Source organism: Chryseobacterium hagamense (assembly GCF_007991455.1).
Classification (GTDB): Bacteria; Bacteroidota; Bacteroidia; order Flavobacteriales; family Weeksellaceae; genus Chryseobacterium; species Chryseobacterium hagamense.
The window spans coordinates 162,085-180,169 of sequence record NZ_BJYJ01000005.1; the positions used below are offsets into that span (position 1 = coordinate 162,085).

At 41.4% G+C, this 18,085-nt stretch carries 18 protein-coding genes; 6 read left to right on the plus strand and 12 right to left on the minus strand.

Features of this window, described 5'->3' with window-relative positions; all coding sequences use genetic code 11:
* Positions 1 to 14 precede the first annotated feature (14 nt).
* Entirely contained in the window at positions 15 to 377 is a 363-nt protein-coding gene (locus CHA01nite_RS07995) for a hypothetical protein (protein WP_146940788.1), read from the plus strand.
* Positions 378 to 879: 502 nt separating this feature from the next.
* Here the strand turns inward: CHA01nite_RS07995 and trpS are convergent.
* From trpS to CHA01nite_RS08050, 11 genes are all read right to left on the minus strand, one after another.
* Positions 880 to 1,848 carry a tryptophan--tRNA ligase gene (trpS, locus tag CHA01nite_RS08000; RefSeq protein WP_146940789.1) on the minus strand — a complete coding sequence of 323 codons (969 nt, stop codon included), beginning with the start codon at positions 1,846 to 1,848 and terminating at the stop codon, positions 880 to 882.
* A 48-nt stretch (positions 1,849 to 1,896) separates the two neighbouring features.
* Positions 1,897 to 2,925 carry a hypothetical protein gene (locus CHA01nite_RS08005; RefSeq protein ID WP_146940790.1) on the minus strand — a complete coding sequence of 343 codons (1,029 nt, stop codon included), beginning with the start codon at positions 2,923 to 2,925 and terminating at the stop codon, positions 1,897 to 1,899.
* Entirely contained in the window at positions 2,897 to 3,541 is a 645-nt protein-coding gene (locus tag CHA01nite_RS08010; RefSeq protein ID WP_146940791.1) for a SanA/YdcF family protein, read from the minus strand. Before CHA01nite_RS08010 ends, CHA01nite_RS08005 begins: the two co-directional genes overlap by 29 nt.
* 12 nt (positions 3,542 to 3,553) lie before the next feature.
* A complete protein-coding gene (locus CHA01nite_RS08015) occupies positions 3,554 to 4,195 on the minus strand; it encodes a lipoprotein signal peptidase (RefSeq protein WP_146940792.1) in 642 nt (213 codons plus the stop codon).
* A complete protein-coding gene (locus tag CHA01nite_RS08020; protein ID WP_146940793.1) occupies positions 4,195 to 4,386 on the minus strand; it encodes a DUF2683 family protein in 192 nt (63 codons plus the stop codon). Before CHA01nite_RS08020 ends, CHA01nite_RS08015 begins: the two co-directional genes overlap by 1 nt.
* Positions 4,387 to 4,405: 19 nt before the next feature.
* Complete coding sequence (locus tag CHA01nite_RS08025) at positions 4,406 to 4,651, minus strand: DUF6576 domain-containing protein (protein ID WP_146940794.1); 246 nt, start codon at positions 4,649 to 4,651, stop codon at positions 4,406 to 4,408.
* An 81-nt stretch (positions 4,652 to 4,732) separates the two neighbouring features.
* Positions 4,733 to 5,113, minus strand: coding sequence for a TraR/DksA family transcriptional regulator (locus tag CHA01nite_RS08030; protein ID WP_146940795.1), 381 nt, complete (start codon positions 5,111 to 5,113; stop codon positions 4,733 to 4,735).
* Between the two features lie 61 nt (positions 5,114 to 5,174).
* Positions 5,175 to 8,582, minus strand: a complete 3,408-nt coding sequence (gene ileS / locus CHA01nite_RS08035; RefSeq protein WP_146940796.1) for an isoleucine--tRNA ligase — start codon at positions 8,580 to 8,582, stop codon at positions 5,175 to 5,177.
* Positions 8,583 to 8,831: 249 nt separating this feature from the next.
* Positions 8,832 to 9,155 carry a hypothetical protein gene (locus CHA01nite_RS08040; RefSeq protein WP_146940797.1) on the minus strand — a complete coding sequence of 108 codons (324 nt, stop codon included), beginning with the start codon at positions 9,153 to 9,155 and terminating at the stop codon, positions 8,832 to 8,834.
* 36 nt (positions 9,156 to 9,191) lie between these two features.
* Positions 9,192 to 9,500, minus strand: coding sequence for a hypothetical protein (locus tag CHA01nite_RS08045; protein ID WP_146940798.1), 309 nt, complete (start codon positions 9,498 to 9,500; stop codon positions 9,192 to 9,194).
* 1 nt (position 9,501) lies between these two features.
* A complete protein-coding gene (locus CHA01nite_RS08050; RefSeq protein ID WP_146940799.1) occupies positions 9,502 to 12,135 on the minus strand; it encodes a hypothetical protein in 2,634 nt (877 codons plus the stop codon).
* Between the two features lie 258 nt (positions 12,136 to 12,393).
* Here CHA01nite_RS08050 and flxY point away from each other — a divergent pair, with 258 nt between their 5' ends.
* Genes flxY through CHA01nite_RS08065 form a run of 3 tightly spaced genes read left to right on the plus strand, consistent with a single transcriptional unit; the run spans position 12,394 to position 14,313 of the window.
* Entirely contained in the window at positions 12,394 to 13,689 is a 1,296-nt protein-coding gene (flxY, locus tag CHA01nite_RS08055) for a flexirubin biosynthesis putative acyl-CoA ligase FlxY (protein ID WP_146940800.1), read from the plus strand.
* 24 nt (positions 13,690 to 13,713) lie between these two features.
* Complete coding sequence (locus tag CHA01nite_RS08060; protein WP_146940801.1) at positions 13,714 to 14,049, plus strand: hypothetical protein; 336 nt, start codon at positions 13,714 to 13,716, stop codon at positions 14,047 to 14,049.
* A 21-nt stretch (positions 14,050 to 14,070) separates the two neighbouring features.
* The gene (locus CHA01nite_RS08065; RefSeq protein WP_146940802.1) at positions 14,071 to 14,313 is read left to right on the plus strand and encodes a hypothetical protein; all 243 of its coding nucleotides are present in this window, start codon (positions 14,071 to 14,073) and stop codon (positions 14,311 to 14,313) included.
* A gap of 46 nt (positions 14,314 to 14,359) precedes the next feature.
* Here CHA01nite_RS08065 and CHA01nite_RS08070 read toward each other — a convergent pair whose 3' ends face one another.
* Positions 14,360 to 15,604: an NAD(P)/FAD-dependent oxidoreductase gene (locus CHA01nite_RS08070; RefSeq protein ID WP_146940803.1), complete on the minus strand. Its 1,245-nt coding sequence runs from the start codon at positions 15,602 to 15,604 to the stop codon at positions 14,360 to 14,362.
* Positions 15,605 to 15,702: 98 nt separating this feature from the next.
* Here CHA01nite_RS08070 and flxA point away from each other — a divergent pair, with 98 nt between their 5' ends.
* Positions 15,703 to 17,223 carry a flexirubin biosynthesis tyrosine ammonia-lyase FlxA gene (gene flxA, locus CHA01nite_RS08075; RefSeq protein WP_146940804.1) on the plus strand — a complete coding sequence of 507 codons (1,521 nt, stop codon included), beginning with the start codon at positions 15,703 to 15,705 and terminating at the stop codon, positions 17,221 to 17,223.
* A gap of 63 nt (positions 17,224 to 17,286) precedes the next feature.
* Positions 17,287 to 18,018 carry a flexirubin biosynthesis SDR family reductase FlxB gene (gene flxB / locus CHA01nite_RS08080; protein ID WP_146940805.1) on the plus strand — a complete coding sequence of 244 codons (732 nt, stop codon included), beginning with the start codon at positions 17,287 to 17,289 and terminating at the stop codon, positions 18,016 to 18,018.
* The last annotated feature ends 67 nt before the right edge of the window (positions 18,019 to 18,085 follow it).

Below are 18,085 nucleotides of genomic sequence, written 5' to 3' on the forward strand. Positions count from 1 at the left end.
AATTAAAGACTTTCATGAAAACCAATATTGTATTCCTGTTTGTTGTTTTGTTCTCTTTATGCTCATGCATCTCTGATGAAGAAAGCGCAAGACAGGTAAATTCGGGATTTCAGGGCAATTGGTCCGGCACTTTCAGCGGAGACGCTAATGGTTCTATTGCATTTACAGTAAAAAAAGACGGCAATATGGACGGAGAAATTACTTTGCTTCCGGGCAATATGAAAGAACCAATTAGCGGCTATGTCAGTTTCAACGGAAAATTTGATATGAATACCAAAAGCAATTATAAATTTTCAGGTTACTTGAAGGATTCCGAAAGCAGCGGAATATGGACAAAGAACAATTTAACCGGTAATTTTAGTTTTCAAAAACAATAGAGAACTAGAAGATATTCTAACTTTTGACTATGTATTAAAATCAATTGGTATATTTAAAATTAACATGAATTCGACTGTATTGAAATTATATTCAGCTATTACTTAATTCAAAAATAAAATTTAAAATGATCCAGTCAGGATTTTAAATGGAATTCCTCCTGGCAGAACAAATAAGCAGTTACACATCTGACAGGATTTCATCCTATCCTGTAGTAAGCCATCCCTTCGGAACTTTAAAACAATATAAATCAGGCATTGAGAACTACCTAAGAACGCTCTTTGGTGGAATGAAAAATATTTGGTTTCAATATCAAAGCCTTTGATCCTATCCTGACAAGATCAACTTCCGGCATTCTGCTTTCTGTTTCCAGCCTGTTAATCCGGATTCTTCTTCGAATACGTTAAATTAACAACCCCTGAAAAGAAGCCGTTGTTTACGAAATCCTTCCAGGGGTTGTTATTAGCTTCAACCTGTGATTGAAGCGATATTACAATTAGGCTATTAAATTCCTAAACTTTCCCTTACTCTTTTCATCGTTTCCGTCGCGATCACTCTTGTTTTTGCCGCTCCTTCCTGAAGCCTGGCTTCGAGTTCATCCAGATTGTTCATGTAATACGAGAAAAGTTCCCTTTCTTTCTCAAACCGTACCAGAATCAGGTCCAGCAGTTCTTTTTTTGCATGGCCATACCCGAAGTTTCCGGCCAGATACTTTGCTCTTAATGCTTCGGTCTGCTCAGGCGTTGCCACCAGCTGATAGATTGCAAACACCTTATCGGTTTCAGGATCTTTAGGCTCTTCCAAAGATTTAGAGTCGGTTTCGATGCTCATCACCTGTTTTTTAAGCTCTTTTTCCGGCAGGAAGATGTTGATGATGTTTCCTCTGGATTTAGACATTTTATGGCCGTCTATTCCCGGAACATATTTGGTGTTTTCCTGAAGCTCGGATTGTGGCAGCACGAAAACTTCTCCCATCTGGTTGTTGAAACGTGAAGCCACGTCACGTGCAATTTCCAGGTGCTGAAGCTGGTCTTTTCCTACAGGAACGATTTCCGCGTCATACAGAAGAATATCGGCAGCCATCAGGATCGGGTAGGTGAACAACCCTGCGTTCACATCCTGGAGGCGGTCTGCTTTATCTTTAAAAGAATGTGCTAACGTCAGTCGCTGGTACGGAAAAAAACATGATAAATGCCAAGAAAGTTCACAGGTTTCAGGGATGTCGCTCTGTCTGTAAAAATAGGTTTTTTCGGTATCCAGCCCACAAGCAAGCCAAGCCGCAGCAATCTCATAGGTATTCTGTTTCAGTTCTTTCGCGTCTTTAATCTGGGTAAGCGAGTGAAGATTCGCGATAAATAAAAAGGATTCGTTTCCTTCCTGTTTGGAGAGTTCAATTGCAGGAATAATAGCACCCAGTAAATTCCCGAGGTGCGGGGTTCCGGTGGCTTGAATGCCGGTAAGAATTCTTGACATTGTTTAAAATTTATATTTAAAATTAATGAATTGCAAATTTAGTTAAAATTATTTTCGGATCGCGTTGTAGTATTGAATTTCGATCCTTTTAAACATGCCCGGAAGAATAACCTTATACTCTTTTTTCTTAAGGTTGGTAACAACAACTCCCGAAATGTAAATAAAATAGGTGTATTTGCCGTCGTTGACCATCGTAAAATAATCGTATCCGGCACCAAAGAAAATTAAATTTTCAGTGTTTTTAAGCTGTTTCTTAAATGCGCCGAAGGAATGGTCTTTCATGTAAGACAGGAGATACCTTATTTTCTCTGATGATTCCTTGTTGAAAATTTTCCGCAGCTTATTTCGGTGGGTATAGATTTTTTTTCCGTTTTTAAAAATCCGGTCTATAACAAAAGGTTTCCCGGCAGAGCCATCGTTACAGGCACGAAACAGGCCGATAGCATCCTGAAATGAAATAAAGTTGCAAAAGTAGGAGGATTCTTTAACGGCAATACCGAATTTCGATAGGAACAGGGCTTCATCCCGGCTTATTTCAAGTTCCTTCCCGGATACGAGCGGATAGGAATGCTCGAAGAGGTAATTACCGGGAATTTCAGTGCCGGGATTTCTGTAAAGAATGCTTCCTGTCCGGATTAGCCTTCTCAATCCGCTAAGCGAAACATCTTTCCGGTCATATTTTTTGTTTTTAAAAGAACTGTAATAATTAATGATTTTTCCTGTCCTGTTGTCCACGACAATGATTTTTTCTCTGAACCAATCGTCAAATGCCTTTCTATACTGAGGTTTGAGATTATAGGAAAGGGATTTGTTAAAGATTTTATTTCTTATGGAATCTGCATTGTTTTTGTACGAAGCAGAATCCAGGGCCGTATAAACTTCCAAATTCTTTTCTTCCGGATCTATTTTTAATTTTTCAAGCTCATCATCAATAAAACGGATGACAGTGCTGTCTTTGATCGGTTTTTTATCGGCGTAATAATAAATATTTTCCTTTTTACAGGAAATAAGAATTAACAGCAGAACGATCCCTAGAAATTTCATCAGGTTAAGGAATCTGAATTTTCTTTCCTCCATACTTTGGTTCAACACCCGTCATGAGATCCAGATAGGCTTTTGTTTTAGCCAGATATTCCCTTACGTTGGTTTTAAAGCCTGCATATTTGTTGACGTCAGGCGCATTATAGCCGTAAGCTTCCATTCCATGCTCACGGGCAAGGAACACCGCCCGTTCGTTATGGAACTTCTGGGAGATAATGATCAGCTTTTCCTGTCCGAAAATTTCCTTTGCCCTTACCACGGAATCCAAGGTCCTGAATCCGGCAAAGTCGAGGAATATTCTGTTTTCGGGAACACCGTATCCGATCAGTGCCTGCTGCATATCTTCCGGCTCGTTGTAATCTTTCCGGCTGTTGTCTCCGCTCACAATGAGATATTGGATTTTTCCGCTTTTAAACAGATCGGCAGCAGCTCGGATCCTGTATAGAAAATAGGCATTGGGCTGGCCGTTGTCCAGATTTTTGCTTGTTCCCAGGAGCAGGCCTGTTTTCGTATCGGGAAGATCAGTCATCAGGTAGGAAATATAAGCTTCCGTATTTCTTTTCATGCTGTAGTTGGCCCAGGCAATAAAAATAATTCCTGCTACAAATAGGAGCAGGAAAATTTTAAGTATGTTCTTAATTAATTTCTTCATCGTGGATAATGCTTAGAATTCCAGTCCGTTCGGAAAGGCTCTTTTTCTGAAAATCAGGAGAAGGGCTGCCCCTACGGTAATGGCAGAATCGGCAACATTGAAAATATATTTAAAGAATTCAATATGCTTTCCGCCGATCAGCGGCCAGCTTTCAGGAACGTTCCAGTCGACGATCGGGAAGTGGAGCATATCTACCACACAGCCTTTCATGAACGTAGAATAGCCGTGCCCGAAAGGGACGAAGTGTGAAATGCCGCCATATCCGATCCAACGGCCGGTACTTTCGTCGAAAATGGTTCCGCTGTCGAAAATCATTCCGTAGAACATCCCGTCAATTAAATTTCCGATAGCTCCTGCAAAAATCATGGCCATAGGAATCAGCAGGTAATTCGATTCGCCTTTCTGAAGCCATTTTTTAAACAAATACACCATTCCTCCGATCAGGCAAATCCTTACAATCACGAGAAAGTATTTACCGATAATCCCTCCGAAATGGAAGCCATAAGCCATTCCCGGGTTTTCTACAAAGGTTTTATTAAAAAATCCCTGAATAACGGGAATGCTTTCATTCAGCTCAAAATGCGTTTTTACATACATCTTGGAAGCCTGGTCGATCAGTAAAATAAGAAAGGTGACAAGTGCGATCTTCTTCATTACAGGCCTTTTGGTTTAGAAGGTTTTCCTATTTTCTCATTTTTACGGTCAACGATTTTTTTAATCGTCTTCTCATTGTGGTGCGTGTTTTTGGTATGGAATTTCTCGAATTTAATGTTCATTTCCTTTAAAACGCTTTTCAGGGCGTTCAGTTCCATAGCATTCTTGGTGTGCACAATTATGGATTCCATTGTCTTGATATAAGTTTTTCTATTTTCTGGAAAGTTCGTCGAGCCTTTTCCGGTCTTTTTCAGAAAGGTCTTTTACTCCGTTTTTGCCTATCTTGCCCAGCAGGCGGTCTATTTCTTTTTCCCGGTCGCGTCTTTCGGAATTGAACTGGTCATCGATCGTGTAATTTCGCTTTTCATCCGGAAAGAACCTGTTTCTGATCCGTTCCCAATTGAAGAACGCCAGTACGGCAACAACAATAATTCCTACAATAAGTATTTCGCTCATGGGCCTATATTAAAAAATCAGGTTTATAAAGTATTCCGTGAAATACGATATAAACCCAATGTATTGTAGATAACCGGATGGTTATTTCTGCATATTTTTCGCTTCGATGCTTAAAGTTGCATGAGGAACGGCGAATAACCTTTCTTTAGGAATAAGTTTGCCGGTAACCCTGCAGATCCCGTAGGTCTTGTTTTCAATTCTGATCAGAGCGTTTTTCAGATCGCGTAAGAATTTTTCCTGTCTGCCTGCCAAAATAGAATTCTGCTCCTTGCTCAGCGTTTCAGCACCTTCTTCAAATGCTTTGAAGGTAGGGGAAGTATCATCGGTACCGTTATTCTGGTCGTTGATGAAACTCTCTCTGATCAGCTGCAAATCTTTTTCCGCTTTCTCTATTTTCTCCCGGATTACTGCTTTAAACTCCTGTAAATCAGCATCACTGTATCTTACTCTTTCGTCTGACATAATCATTTTTCTCTTTTTTAATAAAATTATGAAATCAAAATTGAAAAACAATAACTATATGTTAAATTTTTTCAACATTTATCTTAAAATTAACCTCATCGATCTCGATTTCGTTAAAATTTGAAAGTGAAGATACAATTTCTATTTTATTTGACAAGACTTCTGAAGAAATATATTCCTCATTCTTCTTAATATCTTCAAGGAATGGTGAGTTTTCTTCCAGGAAGATGGTAATTTTGTCCGTTAAATCGAAATCTTTCTCTTTTCTCAGGTTCTGGATTCTGTTGATGAATTCCCTGGCGATCCCTTCAGATTTTAATTCTTCTGTCAACGTCAAATCTAATGCCACAGTTGTTTTCCCGTCGGAAGTTACCGTCCATCCCGGGATGTCTTTGGTGGAAATTTCCACATCGTCAAGCGTAATTTCATACCCCTGAACTTCAAGTTTCCGTTCTTTTTCAAGCTTTGAGATCTGTTCCGGTTCAAGACCGGCAATCGCTCCGCCTACTGTCTTCATATCTTTCCCTAATTTCGGACCTAAGGCCTTGAAATTCGGCTTGATCTGTTTTACAATAAGATGCGACGCTTCTTCAGCATTAATCAGCTGGAGTTCTTTCACGTTAACTTCCTGCTTGATCAGTTCTGCAACTGCCAGAATCTGCTCTTCCGTTTTTTTATCTAAAACCGGAATCAGTACTTTCTGCAGCGGCTGACGTACTTTTACGGTTTCCTTTTTCCTTAAAGAGAACACCATGCTGGTGATGTTCTGTGCCAGATGGGTCTTTTCCACCAGGTCCTGATCGATCAGGCTTTCATCGGCTACCGGGAAATCCGTCAGGTGGACGGATTCCGCCGTGTCTTTTCCGGTTACTTTATTCAGATCCTGGTAAAGCTGATCCATAAAGAACGGGGCAATCGGTGCGGATAATTTGGCTACCGTTTCCAGGCAGGTATATAAGGTCTGGTAAGCGGAGATTTTATCTTCCGAATAATCGCCTTTCCAGAAACGTCTTCTGCACAACCTTACGTACCAGTTGCTCAGGTTGTCGTTCACAAAATTACTGATCGCTCTGGCGACTCTCGTCGGTTCGTAATCTTCATAGAAAGCTTTAACTTCTTTAATCAGTAAGTTAAGTTCCGATAAAATCCACCGGTCGATTTCCGGACGGTTTTCTACTTCTTTTTCGGAATAGCTGAATCCGTCTACATTCGCGTATAAAGCGAAGAAAGAATAGGTGTTGTATAAGGTTCCGAAGAATTTCCTTCTTACTTCGTCAATTCCTTCGATATCGAATTTCAGGTTTTCCCACGGATTCGCATTGGAGATCATGTACCAACGCGTAGCATCCGGTCCATATACCGAAAGGGTTTCAAACGGATCTACGGCATTTCCTTTGGATTTAGACATTTTCAGTCCGTTCTTATCCAGAACAAGCCCGTTGCTCATTACATTTTTATACGCTACCGAATCGAATACCGCGGTTCCGATCGCATGAAGCGTGTAGAACCATCCGCGGGTCTGATCAACCCCTTCTGCGATAAAATCGGCAGGGAAGGCTTTGTTGTTGTCGATCAGCTCTTTATTCTCAAAAGGGTAGTGCAGCTGGGCATACGGCATCGAACCCGAGTCGAACCAGACGTCGATCAGATCGCTTTCACGCTTCATCGGCTCTCCCGAATCCGAAACCAGAATGATCTTGTCCACTACATTCTTATGCAGATCAACAAGCTCATAATTGGATTCAGCCATATTGCCGATCACAAAACCTTTAAACGGATTTTCTTTCATGAACCCTGCCGAAACGGATTTTTCAATCTCGTTGTACAGTTCTTCCACGGAACCGATGATTTTTTCTTCCTGTGCGGAGCCTGTCGAAGAATCCGTACGCCAGATCGGTAACGGGATTCCCCAGTATCTTGAACGGGAAAGATTCCAGTCATTCACGTTTTCCAGCCAGTTGCCGAAACGCCCTTCTCCCGTTGATTTCGGTTTCCAGTTGATTTCTTTGTTTAAATCCACGAGCCTTTCTTTTACGGCCGTCATTTTCACAAACCATGAATCCAGCGGGTAATACAATACCGGCTTGTCCGTTCTCCAGCAGTGCGGATAGCTGTGGACATATTTTTCTACTTTGAAGGCTTTGTTTTCCGTCTTCAGTAAAATCGCCAGCTCTACATCCCAGGATTTCTCCGGAGCAGTTCCTTCATCGTAATATTCGTTCTTGATGTATTTCCCGGAGAACAATTCAGGAACGTTTTCCCCTTTGATGAATCTTCCCTGAAGGTCTACCAACGGAACCAGGTTGTCGTTTTCATCTTTTACCAGCATCGGCGGAACTTCAGGTTTTGCCATTTTGGCAACCCGTGCATCATCCGCACCGAAAGTCGGCGCCGTATGAACGATTCCCGTACCGTCTTCCGTGGTTACGAAATCCCCTGAAATTACCCTGAAGGCATTTTCAGGATGGTCATTCGGGGTAAACCATGGAACCAGTTGTTCGTACCGGGTTTCCACCAGTTTTTCTCCGGTGAATTCTTTTAGAATTTTAAACGGAATTGTTTTGTTTTCTGCAGAATAATTCTCAAAATCTTCATCCGTTCCTTCAGTATATTTTTTCCCGAAAACTTTAGACAGCAGCACTCTTGACAGAACAACATTTACCGGCTCGAAAGTGTATTGGTTGAAAGTTTTTACCAGGACATATTCAATATCTCTTCCTACAGTAAGAGCCGTGTTGGAAGGAAGCGTCCATGGGGTTGTCGTCCATGCCAGGATGTGCACGTCTCCGTCCACATCGCTAAACAGTTCGGAAGATTCTTTCTTTACCTTGAACTGGGCCACCACCGTGGTGTCCGAAACGTCGTGGTAGGTTCCCGGCATATTTAATTCTGCCGAAGAAAGTCCGGTTCCGGCTTTCGGAGAGTACGGCTGGATCGTATACCCTTTGTACAGTAATTCTTTATCGTACAGTTGTTTCAGCAGCCACCAGACGGTTTCCATGTATTTGGATTTGTACGTGATGTACGGATCATTAAGGTCTACCCAGTACCCGATTTTTTCGGTAAGGTTATTCCATACGTCCGTATAGCGCATCACCGCTTCACGACAGGCTTTGTTGTAATCTTCGATTGAAATTTTTTTGCCAATATCTTCTTTGGTGATTCCTAATTCTTTTTCCACACCAAGCTCTACCGGAAGTCCGTGGGTATCCCAACCCGCTTTACGGAAAACCTGCTTTCCGTTCTGGGTCTGGTAACGACAGAAAATATCCTTTAGTGCCCTGGCCATTACGTGGTGAATTCCGGGCATACCGTTTGCCGAAGGCGGACCTTCATAAAAAACAAACTCAGGCTGCCCCTCACGGATCTCAACACTTTTACTGAAGGTTTTATTCTGCTTCCAGAATTCCGAGATGTTCTCGGCGACGTCAATAAGGTTGAGGTTTTTGTATTCTTTAAACTGGCTCATTGTATCAGATCAATATCGTTGATTAATTAAGTTGGCAAATTTACTAAAATTTACCGGTTTATAATATATGTTTTATTTTGATCGTTCCCATGAAAATGTTCTGTTTCAGAAAAATAAAGTGAAAGGTGAATGGTCAATGTGGAATAGTGGACGGGTGAATTTTATGGAAATTAAATTTATTCAGAGGCTTAATAGGTATTAAAGCTTACCTCTTTTAAGAATGACACCTGTCAAAAGAAGGCTTTTTTGTTATTGGAAATCGCTGAGTCTTGACATATCCGGCCATCTGCCTGCTTCGTATTCCTTAATATAATAGTCTAAGTCTTGTGAAGAACCGAATATTATAATTTTACCAGTTTTATTTTCAACCAGGAATGGAGTGTTTCCAATTAATGTTTTATCATTGTAATCTCTTGTCTGATTGAATTTTTTTGTATTGTATCTGAATATTATTCCGTATGGTTTCTTAATTTCGGCATTATCCAAGATGACAAGATCATATCCACTTTTTTCACTCTGGTTTTTCACATGATTTTTCGCAATTTCTATTACTTCTTGTTCTTTTAACATCATGATTTTTAATTTAATATAAGAGTAAATCTATTAATTTTAATTAGGATCCCAAATACCATATGATGCGGGCTTCCAGGTACCATCCTCATATCCTCTAATATAGTAATCAACATCCATAGCGGTACCAAATGGAATAACAATACCGGTGTCATTTTTCACCAGAAAAGGTCCATTTCCTGCCAATCGATGTTTCTTGTAATCTTTAGCTCCATAAAAATAAATTCTTCCATAAGGTTTATCAATTATAATATCTTTAGGAATAATTAATTCTACATTTATATTTTCAGATATCATTTTTACATATCTTTCCGCGATTTTATCTATTTTTTCATTGCTTAGCATCATCTTATTTTACTTTAATATATTCAAAATATTTATAGTCTCTTGTTCTGGCTAATATTCCAAACTGTCCATCGGGCAGAATCAGCCTGTTATTCTTTTTAACAATATTAAAAACATGACCTTTAATAGTTGTGGAAATATTTTTGTAGGCAAAAATAATCCCAATTTCTCCTTCTTTCATTCCTTTCTCTGCCTTAAGATCTTCCAAAGTTGTTGGTTTAAATTTATCATTATAAATTTGTTCTAATAAATCAACTTCTTGTCCTTCAGAAGGTAGTGCAGTCTTTAATTCACCTGTCGTTAGATATTCTATTAAATTTTTAACAACGTTTACACAGTTGGTATTAGAAATCATAACGACTTCTCCATTTACTACATGATGATTAAAATATGGTAGTACTTCATAGATATAATCCAGTGCATTTTCACTAGAAATTTTATTTTCAACTATAGCTTCTTGAAGAGCTTTCCATCCTGCTTCAAACTCTTCAGCTTTCATACTGAAGTTAGGAGGAAGATTTTCCGCCATTCCTGCAAGACGGCTCATCTCTTGATCAAGCTTTGTAATATTACCGCCAGCCTTCCTGTAAAGATAATCTAGGAATTTCCCCGTTCTTCCGGCGGAATCTGCTTGAAAGAACTTTTTCCCTTTATAAAGTACTGCTACCTCTTTCTTTGCATTTTCTATAAAAAGCACTTTCAGCTTCTCAAAATCAGTAGCGTGCGTGGTAAAGCTTTTTATACCATCCTTTGAAAGAACCCTTAATCCGTTTTTAGAATAATTCCTTAACGGAAACGAATATAATGCATTTTTAATTAATTTTTGTAAACTTTCCTGTTGACGCGGATACCTGGATGTATACAGGACTTCTACCGTGACGTCCAAGGCTTTTTCTGCCTTTGGTAACATGCTTGCCATGGCACCTGCTGTGCCCTGGACCATATAAATGTCATCCCATAATTCCAGAAGTTTTTTCCCTTTAGTGGTGAATTTAAGCTCATCTCTGAGCCGGGTCTCTATATAAAAGTCTGAAAGGGTCATTCCGATATCTGCATAAGCCGCATATAAAGGCAATCCCGAAACTCCGGATTCAATGGTTGCAAGGCTGGCGGAGATCACCATGAGATCCGCGGCGACGCGAAGACATCTTAATGCATCTTCAGCAGCTTTTGTCTGAGCGATATGATAAAGAAACAAAGCCGGAACCTCAGTGTCGGTTTCATGAGTCTGAACCTTACCTGTCCGAAGTTTTTCCTGTTCATACACTTTGAGGTGCAGCATATCCAGTGGCCTGAATTCTCCGTTTTCAATTTCGTTTTCAGCTTCAATTTTCTCTGTTTTCAGATTAAACACTTTTACCGTATTGATCAGGGTTACGATATTGTCAGGATCTCCTTCCATAAAATATCCTGTAAGATCACAATGTCTTTCTATCGTATCAGAATCCCTGCTGACGCCCAGTGCGAAAAGAGAACCTCTTTGTAAAGGTTGGTGGGCATCATCCGTTGCATGCTGAGCCTGCATGAAAGCGGTTACATAGATGACAAAAAGTTCCCTGTTTTCAAACAACTGACCATGGGCAGCCTGATTCGTATCTGAAATAATGCCTTTTCCCATGTATACGCTTTCTCCATCCAGAGAATGATAAATATGCAGAATGAGCTTAGGGTCGTTTTTAATCTTTCGGTAAACAAATTCTCCGGATATTGCCGTAAGGATACGGATCGCATAACGGCTCTTGTCTCTGAACGGCTCTGCTGCCAGAGCAGCAGCTTTCCCTATTGAATCTACATCGCGGATTAGCTGGGAATCAAAATTCAAAAACTGTAAAAAATGATCCCATAACAGCTCGTCTGAAAGCTTCTTTGCTTTTCCTTTATAATCCACCCCGGTCAGGGCAAAATTTGGAAGCTGATTATAGAAGAACATCAGGTCATCAATAGAAGTAAGACCGTTTCCTGCCTCTTCAAAATGAGTTATAAGCGCAACCTGCGCCTCCTGTCGATGGTACGGAAAAAGGTAAGTAATAGCAGCCATGTAGTCTTCGGCATCACTCAGCCTGATCTGTATGGCATCAGGAGATTCTGAAGAATAATGGGCAGTGGCTTCCGTCTCATTTATTACGGTTTTTGTGGCTTCCCGGTGGTAATTACGATAAGGGATATTGATCGTACATTCTATTTTTCGCTCCCGGATTCCAATCGCCGTATGATGGGTATATTTTCGGGGGTCAATATATCCCGGGCTTATATTCACCCAGACCTTTTTATCAAGGCGTTCCAGAAATGAGTTTTGAAATTGTTTTTCATCCAATTCAGGCTCTTGGATCATTAATTTCTCAATCATTTTAGCCTTTACTCTTACATTATCGATCTTTGCCGGAGGTATGTCTTTCAGATTTACTTTTTCTACTTCCTGAGAATAATTGATAAAGTTTTTCTCTGCATCAAACAGGTAGGTATTAAAATCGGTTGACGAAGCAAGTAATGAGAAAATCTTCCTTTCATCCACCCAAAGGTTGGTAAAAAAGGGTTCTATGGAATTGGTGGCAACTTTTTCTCCTCTCATATCGGCCCATATCTCCCGGGCGATCTTATCAAAATCGTCCATTCCTTTTAAAGTGTTTTTAAAATTCATATTCAGGTTTTTTCATGATTAATATTGTATTTTGGTTTATACTATGTTTTAGATAAATAGAGATTGATCTTATGGCATCATCTCAACCTCTCTGATGCAAAGATCAATGCCGGTAGCGACAAAACTTGACGTCTAAAAAATAATTTTTGAAATTTTTAAAAAAACATTTTCTGCAAGCTGCCGGGCTTTATTTTTAGGGTTCATTGCTCGATAGTCTTTTAATTTTAAATAAATTTGTCCTCTAAAAAATAAGAAGCCTTGGAATTTCATCCATCCATCGAAAAAGCATCCGTCCAGGAGATACAAAAAGTGCAGGAGCAGAAACTTCAGGAACTGCTGGCGTATCTTGACATGCATTCGCCTTTTTATCAAAGGGTATTCAGGGAAAACAATATTCAGGTTGCCGATATCCGTACGCTGGAAGATCTGCAGAAAATCCCCACGACAACGAAAAACGATATCCAGCAGAACAATGACGACTTTTTCTGCATCACCCCGGATAAGATTGTGGACTACAGCACCACTTCCGGGACTTTGGGCGATCCGGTAACGTTCGGTTTGTCCGATAATGACCTGGAACGGCTGGCATACAATGAAGCAATTTCCTTCGCCTGTGCGGGAATCCAAAGAGGCGATGTGGTGCAGATGATTACGACCATCGACAAACGCTTCATGGCCGGGCTGGCTTATTTTTTAGGACTACGGAAAATGGGAGCCAGCGTTATCCGTATGGGGCCGGGGATTCCGGAACTGCAGTGGGATTCTATCTTCCGGTACAAACCAAAATATCTGATTACCGTTCCTTCTTTCCTGCTGAAAATGATCGATTATGCCGAAAAGCACGGAATCGATTATCAGAATTCCAGCGTGTATGGAGCGGTTTGTATAGGAGAGAGCATCAAAAATCAGGATTTTACGGATAATATTTTATCGAAGAAGATTAAAGAGAAATGGAATATCAGGCTTTTCTCTACCTATGCTTCCACCGAAATGAGTACCGCTTTTACGGAGTGTGATCAGCAGATCGGCGGACATCATCACCCGGAATTGATTATTACCGAAATCCTGAATGATGATGGAAACCCGGTAAAAGAAGGAGAGAGCGGAGAGCTGACCATTACTACTTTAGGAGTTGAAGCCCTGCCTCTATTACGGTTTAAGACCGGCGATATCGTAAAGGCACATTACGAGCCGTGCCCATGCGGAAGAAATACGATGCGGCTGGGACCGGTGCTCGGAAGGAAACAGCAGATGATCAAATACAAAGGAACCACGCTCTATCCGCCGGCAATGAATGATATCCTGAATGATTTCAGCAATATCCTGTGTTACCAGATCGTGATCCAGTCGAATGAAATAGGGTTGGATGAAATCATCATCAGGATCAGTACCGACAGCGATTCCGAAACGTTTGTGAATGAAGTGCGGGACCATTTCAGGGCCAAATTACGGGTAAGCCCGAAAATTGAAATCCTGGATTTCGAAGTATTGTCCAAAACCGTGTTCCATCCGAATAGCAGGAAGCCGATTACCTTTACCGATCTAAGAAACTAAAAACAATACATCAATTAATAACTCATGAAAAAATTAGCATTCGCCTTTTTTGTTTTCTTAATGGGCATGGTCTGTGCGCAAAAGATGAAAGTAACTTCCGGGAATTTCGATTTCTTAAAAGGACAGACCGAGCTGAACCTCCAGATGGATTACAGCCACATGACCTTTTATAAAGAAAATATGGATGAAACGGCCTATCTTGCCAAACAGGAAAATGATATCCGGAAAGCCGGAAAAAGCCCGGATGAATTCGAAAAGTGGAAAAAAGACTGGGAATATTCCAAGACCACTCAGTTTGTCGATAAATTTCTGGCATCGATGAATAAAAACACGGATATTAAAACATCAGTAAACAATTAATCAGCAAAGTATACCCTGATCGTGGAAACGGTATGGATTTATCCGGGTTGGTTCGCAGTCGTCATGAACCAGCCGTCGAAGCTGAGTACGCTTCTGAAATTTGTTGAAACCGCAGACCCTTCCCATGTCTTACTGGAAATTGACAGCAAAAATGCGCCCGGCGATAATTTTGTAGGATTGCCGAATAACAACGACCGGATTTCGGAAGGATATGCCAAAACAGCAAAGACATTGGCCCATATGATCGAAAAGAAGATCAGGTAGAAAAATCAGATAAAAAAATACGCTTCCGGTGATGGAAGCGTATTTTTTATGCCTGTTGCTTTTCCGTTTTTATAAACTCGGCCAAATTTTTTATCGCCGTATTATGTATTCTTACGAAAGTATTCTTTTTGTTCCAGACGTAGCCGGCCAGCACGGCGCAGATTTTCCTCTTCACATCCGGGTTTTCCGGCTGGTGGAAAAACAGCTCCTGGAGATTTCCGGTATACCACTCCTTTACATAAGTCGTGAAAACATTTACACCGTACAAAATATAATCCGAATATTCTTTCTGCCAGTCGATGGTTTCACCGTTCAGCTGGCGTAAGGCTAATTTGGCGGCCAGCATCCCGGATTCCGTGGCAAAAGCCATCCCCGAAGAGAAAACGGGATCCAGAAATTCGGAAGCATTACCTGTCAGGGCAAACCCGTCGCCGAATAATGTTTTTACCGAGCAGGAATAATCTTTCAGATGCTTCGGCTCAAAAAGGAATTCCACATCCCCAAAGCGCTTTACGTAATAATCCGACAAAGAAATGGCTTTTCTTAAAGCTTCCGCCGCATCGCCGTTTTCGGATAATCTGTCGATATATTCGGTAGGTCCGACAATGCCGACACTGGTATTTCCGTTGGAGAAAGGGATTACCCAAAGCCACACTTCGGTTTCGATGATATCAAATGAAATCAGGGTTCCTTCAGTGCCCTCTTCCCGGTTGATATCCTTTACATGAGAGAAGATCGCAGAGTGGGGCGATAGCTTCGACGGCTTTTCAAGATCCAGCAGCCTGGGCAGTACCCTTCCGTAGCCGCTGGAATCAATAACGAATTTAGCATGAATTTCTTTTGTTTCGCCGTCTTTCGTTTTTACAGTCGTTACAGAATCTGTTCCGTTGAATTCAATACCGGTGACTTCGGTTTCAAATTCCAGGTCAACGCCCTTGTTGATCACTTCCTGAGCCAGAACATTATCAAAATCCGCTCTCGGAACCTGCCAGGTCCAGTCCCAGCCTTCCCCGAATTTATTGCTGAAATCAAAAATGCACACTTCGTTGCCTCTTAAAAAACGGGCGCCCAGTTTTTTCTCGAAGCCCATTTTATCCAGGGCCGGGAACAGGCCGGCTTCATCAAAATGGTCCATTACCCGCGGAATAAGGCTTTCCCCGACCACCAGTCTGGGAAACTTCGTTTTTTCAACAACTTTTACGCTGACGTTGTTCTTCTTTAAGTATGAAGAAGATACGCACCCGGAAGGCCCGGCGCCGATTACAAGAACGTCAACAAATTCTTTGCTCATCTTGATTTTTTATTTTAATAATAACTTCTATCTTTGCCGCAAAATTAATGACAATTAATTAATAATTACAAAATTATCTTCTTATTACTTTTTAATTAATGAAAATAAATAACTTTTTAACACTGAGCGACTTTAAAAAAGTCATCATGGAGAATGAAAAAATAGAACTGGATGAAACGCTTCTTTCCAGAGTGGATGAAAGTTTCCTGTTTCTGAAAGAATTTTCAAAAAATAAAGTAATATACGGAGTGAATACGGGCTTCGGACCGATGGCCCAGTTCAAAATAAGCGACGAAGATACGCATCAGCTTCAGTACAACCTGATCCGGAGCCATTCTTCCGGAATGGGAAACCCGCTTCCTGCCGATGAAGCAAAGGCCTGTATGCTGGCGAGGCTGAATACGCTGTCTCTCGGAAAGTCCGGTGTCCATCAGTCGGTAGTTAATCTTCTTAAAGAATTAATAAACAAGGATATTACACCGTTGATCTTTGAACACGGCGGAGTAGGCGCAAGCGGTGATTTGGTGCAGCTGGCCCACCTGGCTCTGGTACTGATCGGAGAAGGGGAAGTCTTTTACAAGGGAGAAAGAAAACCGACGAAAGAAATATTTGAAGCGGAAGGACTGGAGCCGATCCGGGTGGAAATCCGTGAAGGGCTGGCCCTGATGAACGGAACTTCCGTGATGTCCGGGATTGGTGTGGTGAATGCACATAAAGCGAATCAGTTAACTGATATTTCTTTAAAATTATCCTGTGCGATTAATGAGATTGTCCAGGCTTACGACGACCATTTATCGGAAGTGCTGAACGGAACCAAGCTTCATGCCGGCCAGCAGAAAGTGGCTGCGAAAATGCGGACCCATCTGTCCGACAGCAAGCTGATCCGGAAAAGAGCCGACCATTTATATACGCATTTTGAAGAACAGGAAAAAGTCTTTAAAGAAAAGGTTCAGGAATATTACTCTTTGCGGTGTGTGCCTCAGATTCTGGGTCCTGTGCTTGATACGCTGGAATATACCGAAGCCGTACTGGAAAACGAGATCAATTCTGCCAATGATAATCCGATCATCAATGTGGAGGACCAGCACGTTTACCACGGCGGAAATTTCCATGGCGATTATATTTCACTGGAAATGGACAAGCTGAAAATCGTAGTTACAAAACTGACGATGCTCGCAGAAAGACAGCTGAATTATCTTTTAAACTCTAAAATCAACGAGATTCTGCCTCCGTTTGTGAATCTCGGAAAATTAGGCTTCAATTTCGGAATGCAGGGCGTGCAGTTTACGGCTACTTCCACTACGGCGGAAAGCCAGATGCTCTCCAACCCGATGTATGTTCACAGTATCCCGAATAACAATGACAATCAGGATATCGTAAGCATGGGAACCAATGCGGCGGTCATCTGCCGGAAAGTGATCGAAAATGCTTTTGAAGTATTGACGATTGAAGCCATCACCATCGTTCAGGCAATCGAATATCTTGGCTTTCAGGATCAAATCTCATCGGCTACAAAAGAACTGTATGACAAAATAAGAAAGATTATTCCCGCGTTTTCAAAGGATATGGTGATGTATCCGTACCAGGAAGAGGTGAAAAATTATCTGAAGGGCTTGTAACTTCCGGCTTAAAGAAGTGGTCATAAAAATAGATACAAAAACTAAAACTTACATACGCAACACATGAAATGTGCAATCATCACAGGCGGCTCCAGGGGAATCGGAAGAGCAATCTGTATCAAACTGGCAGAAGAGAAAAATTACCACCTGCTGATCAATTATACCTCCAACGAAGCGGCGGCAAAAGAAACGCTGGCTAAAGTTGAAGAACTGGGTGCTACAGGAGAGATCCTGAAATTCGATGTCGGCAATGCCGGAGAAACACAAAGTATTTTAACCCAATGGCAGGAAAACAATCCGGAAGCACTCGTTGAGGTGATTGTAAACAATGCCGGAATTACCCGGGACGGACTTTTCATGTGGATGCCGAGCGAGGACTGGAATGCCGTAATCAACACCAGCCTGAACGGGTTTTTTAATGTAACCAACTTCTTTATCCAGAAGCTGCTGCGCAACAAATACGGAAGGATCATCAATATGGTTTCTGTTTCCGGCGTAAAAGGGACGGCCGGGCAGACGAATTATTCTGCGGCCAAAGGGGCCCTGGTAGGGGCCACAAAAGCCTTAGCGCAGGAAGTGGCAAAAAGAAATATTACCGTCAATGCGGTAGCCCCCGGGTTCATCAAAACGGATATGACGCAGGAATTCAATGAAGATGAACTGAAAGCCATGATCCCGGCCAACCGGTTCGGTGAAGCGGAAGAGGTAGCGGATCTGGTGGCCTTTTTAGCCTCGAAAAAATCATCGTACATCACCGGCGAAGTCATTAATATTAACGGAGGAATCTACTCATAAAATAATATACCAATGTACCAATGTGACAATATACCCATATATCGGTTTGCCAATAGAAGCAGATCGG

Coding starts and splice junctions, on each gene's coding strand:
- CHA01nite_RS07995 (WP_146940788.1), top strand. CDS start 15: ATGAAAACCAATATTGTATTCCTGTTTGTTGTTTTGTTCTCTTTATGC.
- trpS (WP_146940789.1), bottom strand. CDS start 1,848: ATGTCAAGAATTCTTACCGGCATTCAAGCCACCGGAACCCCGCACCTC.
- CHA01nite_RS08005 (WP_146940790.1), bottom strand. CDS start 2,925: ATGGAGGAAAGAAAATTCAGATTCCTTAACCTGATGAAATTTCTAGGG.
- CHA01nite_RS08010 (WP_146940791.1), bottom strand. CDS start 3,541: ATGAAGAAATTAATTAAGAACATACTTAAAATTTTCCTGCTCCTATTT.
- CHA01nite_RS08015 (WP_146940792.1), bottom strand. CDS start 4,195: ATGAAGAAGATCGCACTTGTCACCTTTCTTATTTTACTGATCGACCAG.
- CHA01nite_RS08020 (WP_146940793.1), bottom strand. CDS start 4,386: ATGGAATCCATAATTGTGCACACCAAGAATGCTATGGAACTGAACGCC.
- CHA01nite_RS08025 (WP_146940794.1), bottom strand. CDS start 4,651: ATGAGCGAAATACTTATTGTAGGAATTATTGTTGTTGCCGTACTGGCG.
- CHA01nite_RS08030 (WP_146940795.1), bottom strand. CDS start 5,113: ATGTCAGACGAAAGAGTAAGATACAGTGATGCTGATTTACAGGAGTTT.
- ileS (WP_146940796.1), bottom strand. CDS start 8,582: ATGAGCCAGTTTAAAGAATACAAAAACCTCAACCTTATTGACGTCGCC.
- CHA01nite_RS08040 (WP_146940797.1), bottom strand. CDS start 9,155: ATGATGTTAAAAGAACAAGAAGTAATAGAAATTGCGAAAAATCATGTG.
- CHA01nite_RS08045 (WP_146940798.1), bottom strand. CDS start 9,500: ATGATGCTAAGCAATGAAAAAATAGATAAAATCGCGGAAAGATATGTA.
- CHA01nite_RS08050 (WP_146940799.1), bottom strand. CDS start 12,135: ATGAATTTTAAAAACACTTTAAAAGGAATGGACGATTTTGATAAGATC.
- CHA01nite_RS08060 (WP_146940801.1), top strand. CDS start 13,714: ATGAAAAAATTAGCATTCGCCTTTTTTGTTTTCTTAATGGGCATGGTC.
- CHA01nite_RS08070 (WP_146940803.1), bottom strand. CDS start 15,604: ATGAGCAAAGAATTTGTTGACGTTCTTGTAATCGGCGCCGGGCCTTCC.
- flxA (WP_146940804.1), top strand. CDS start 15,703: ATGAAAATAAATAACTTTTTAACACTGAGCGACTTTAAAAAAGTCATC.
- flxB (WP_146940805.1), top strand. CDS start 17,287: ATGAAATGTGCAATCATCACAGGCGGCTCCAGGGGAATCGGAAGAGCA.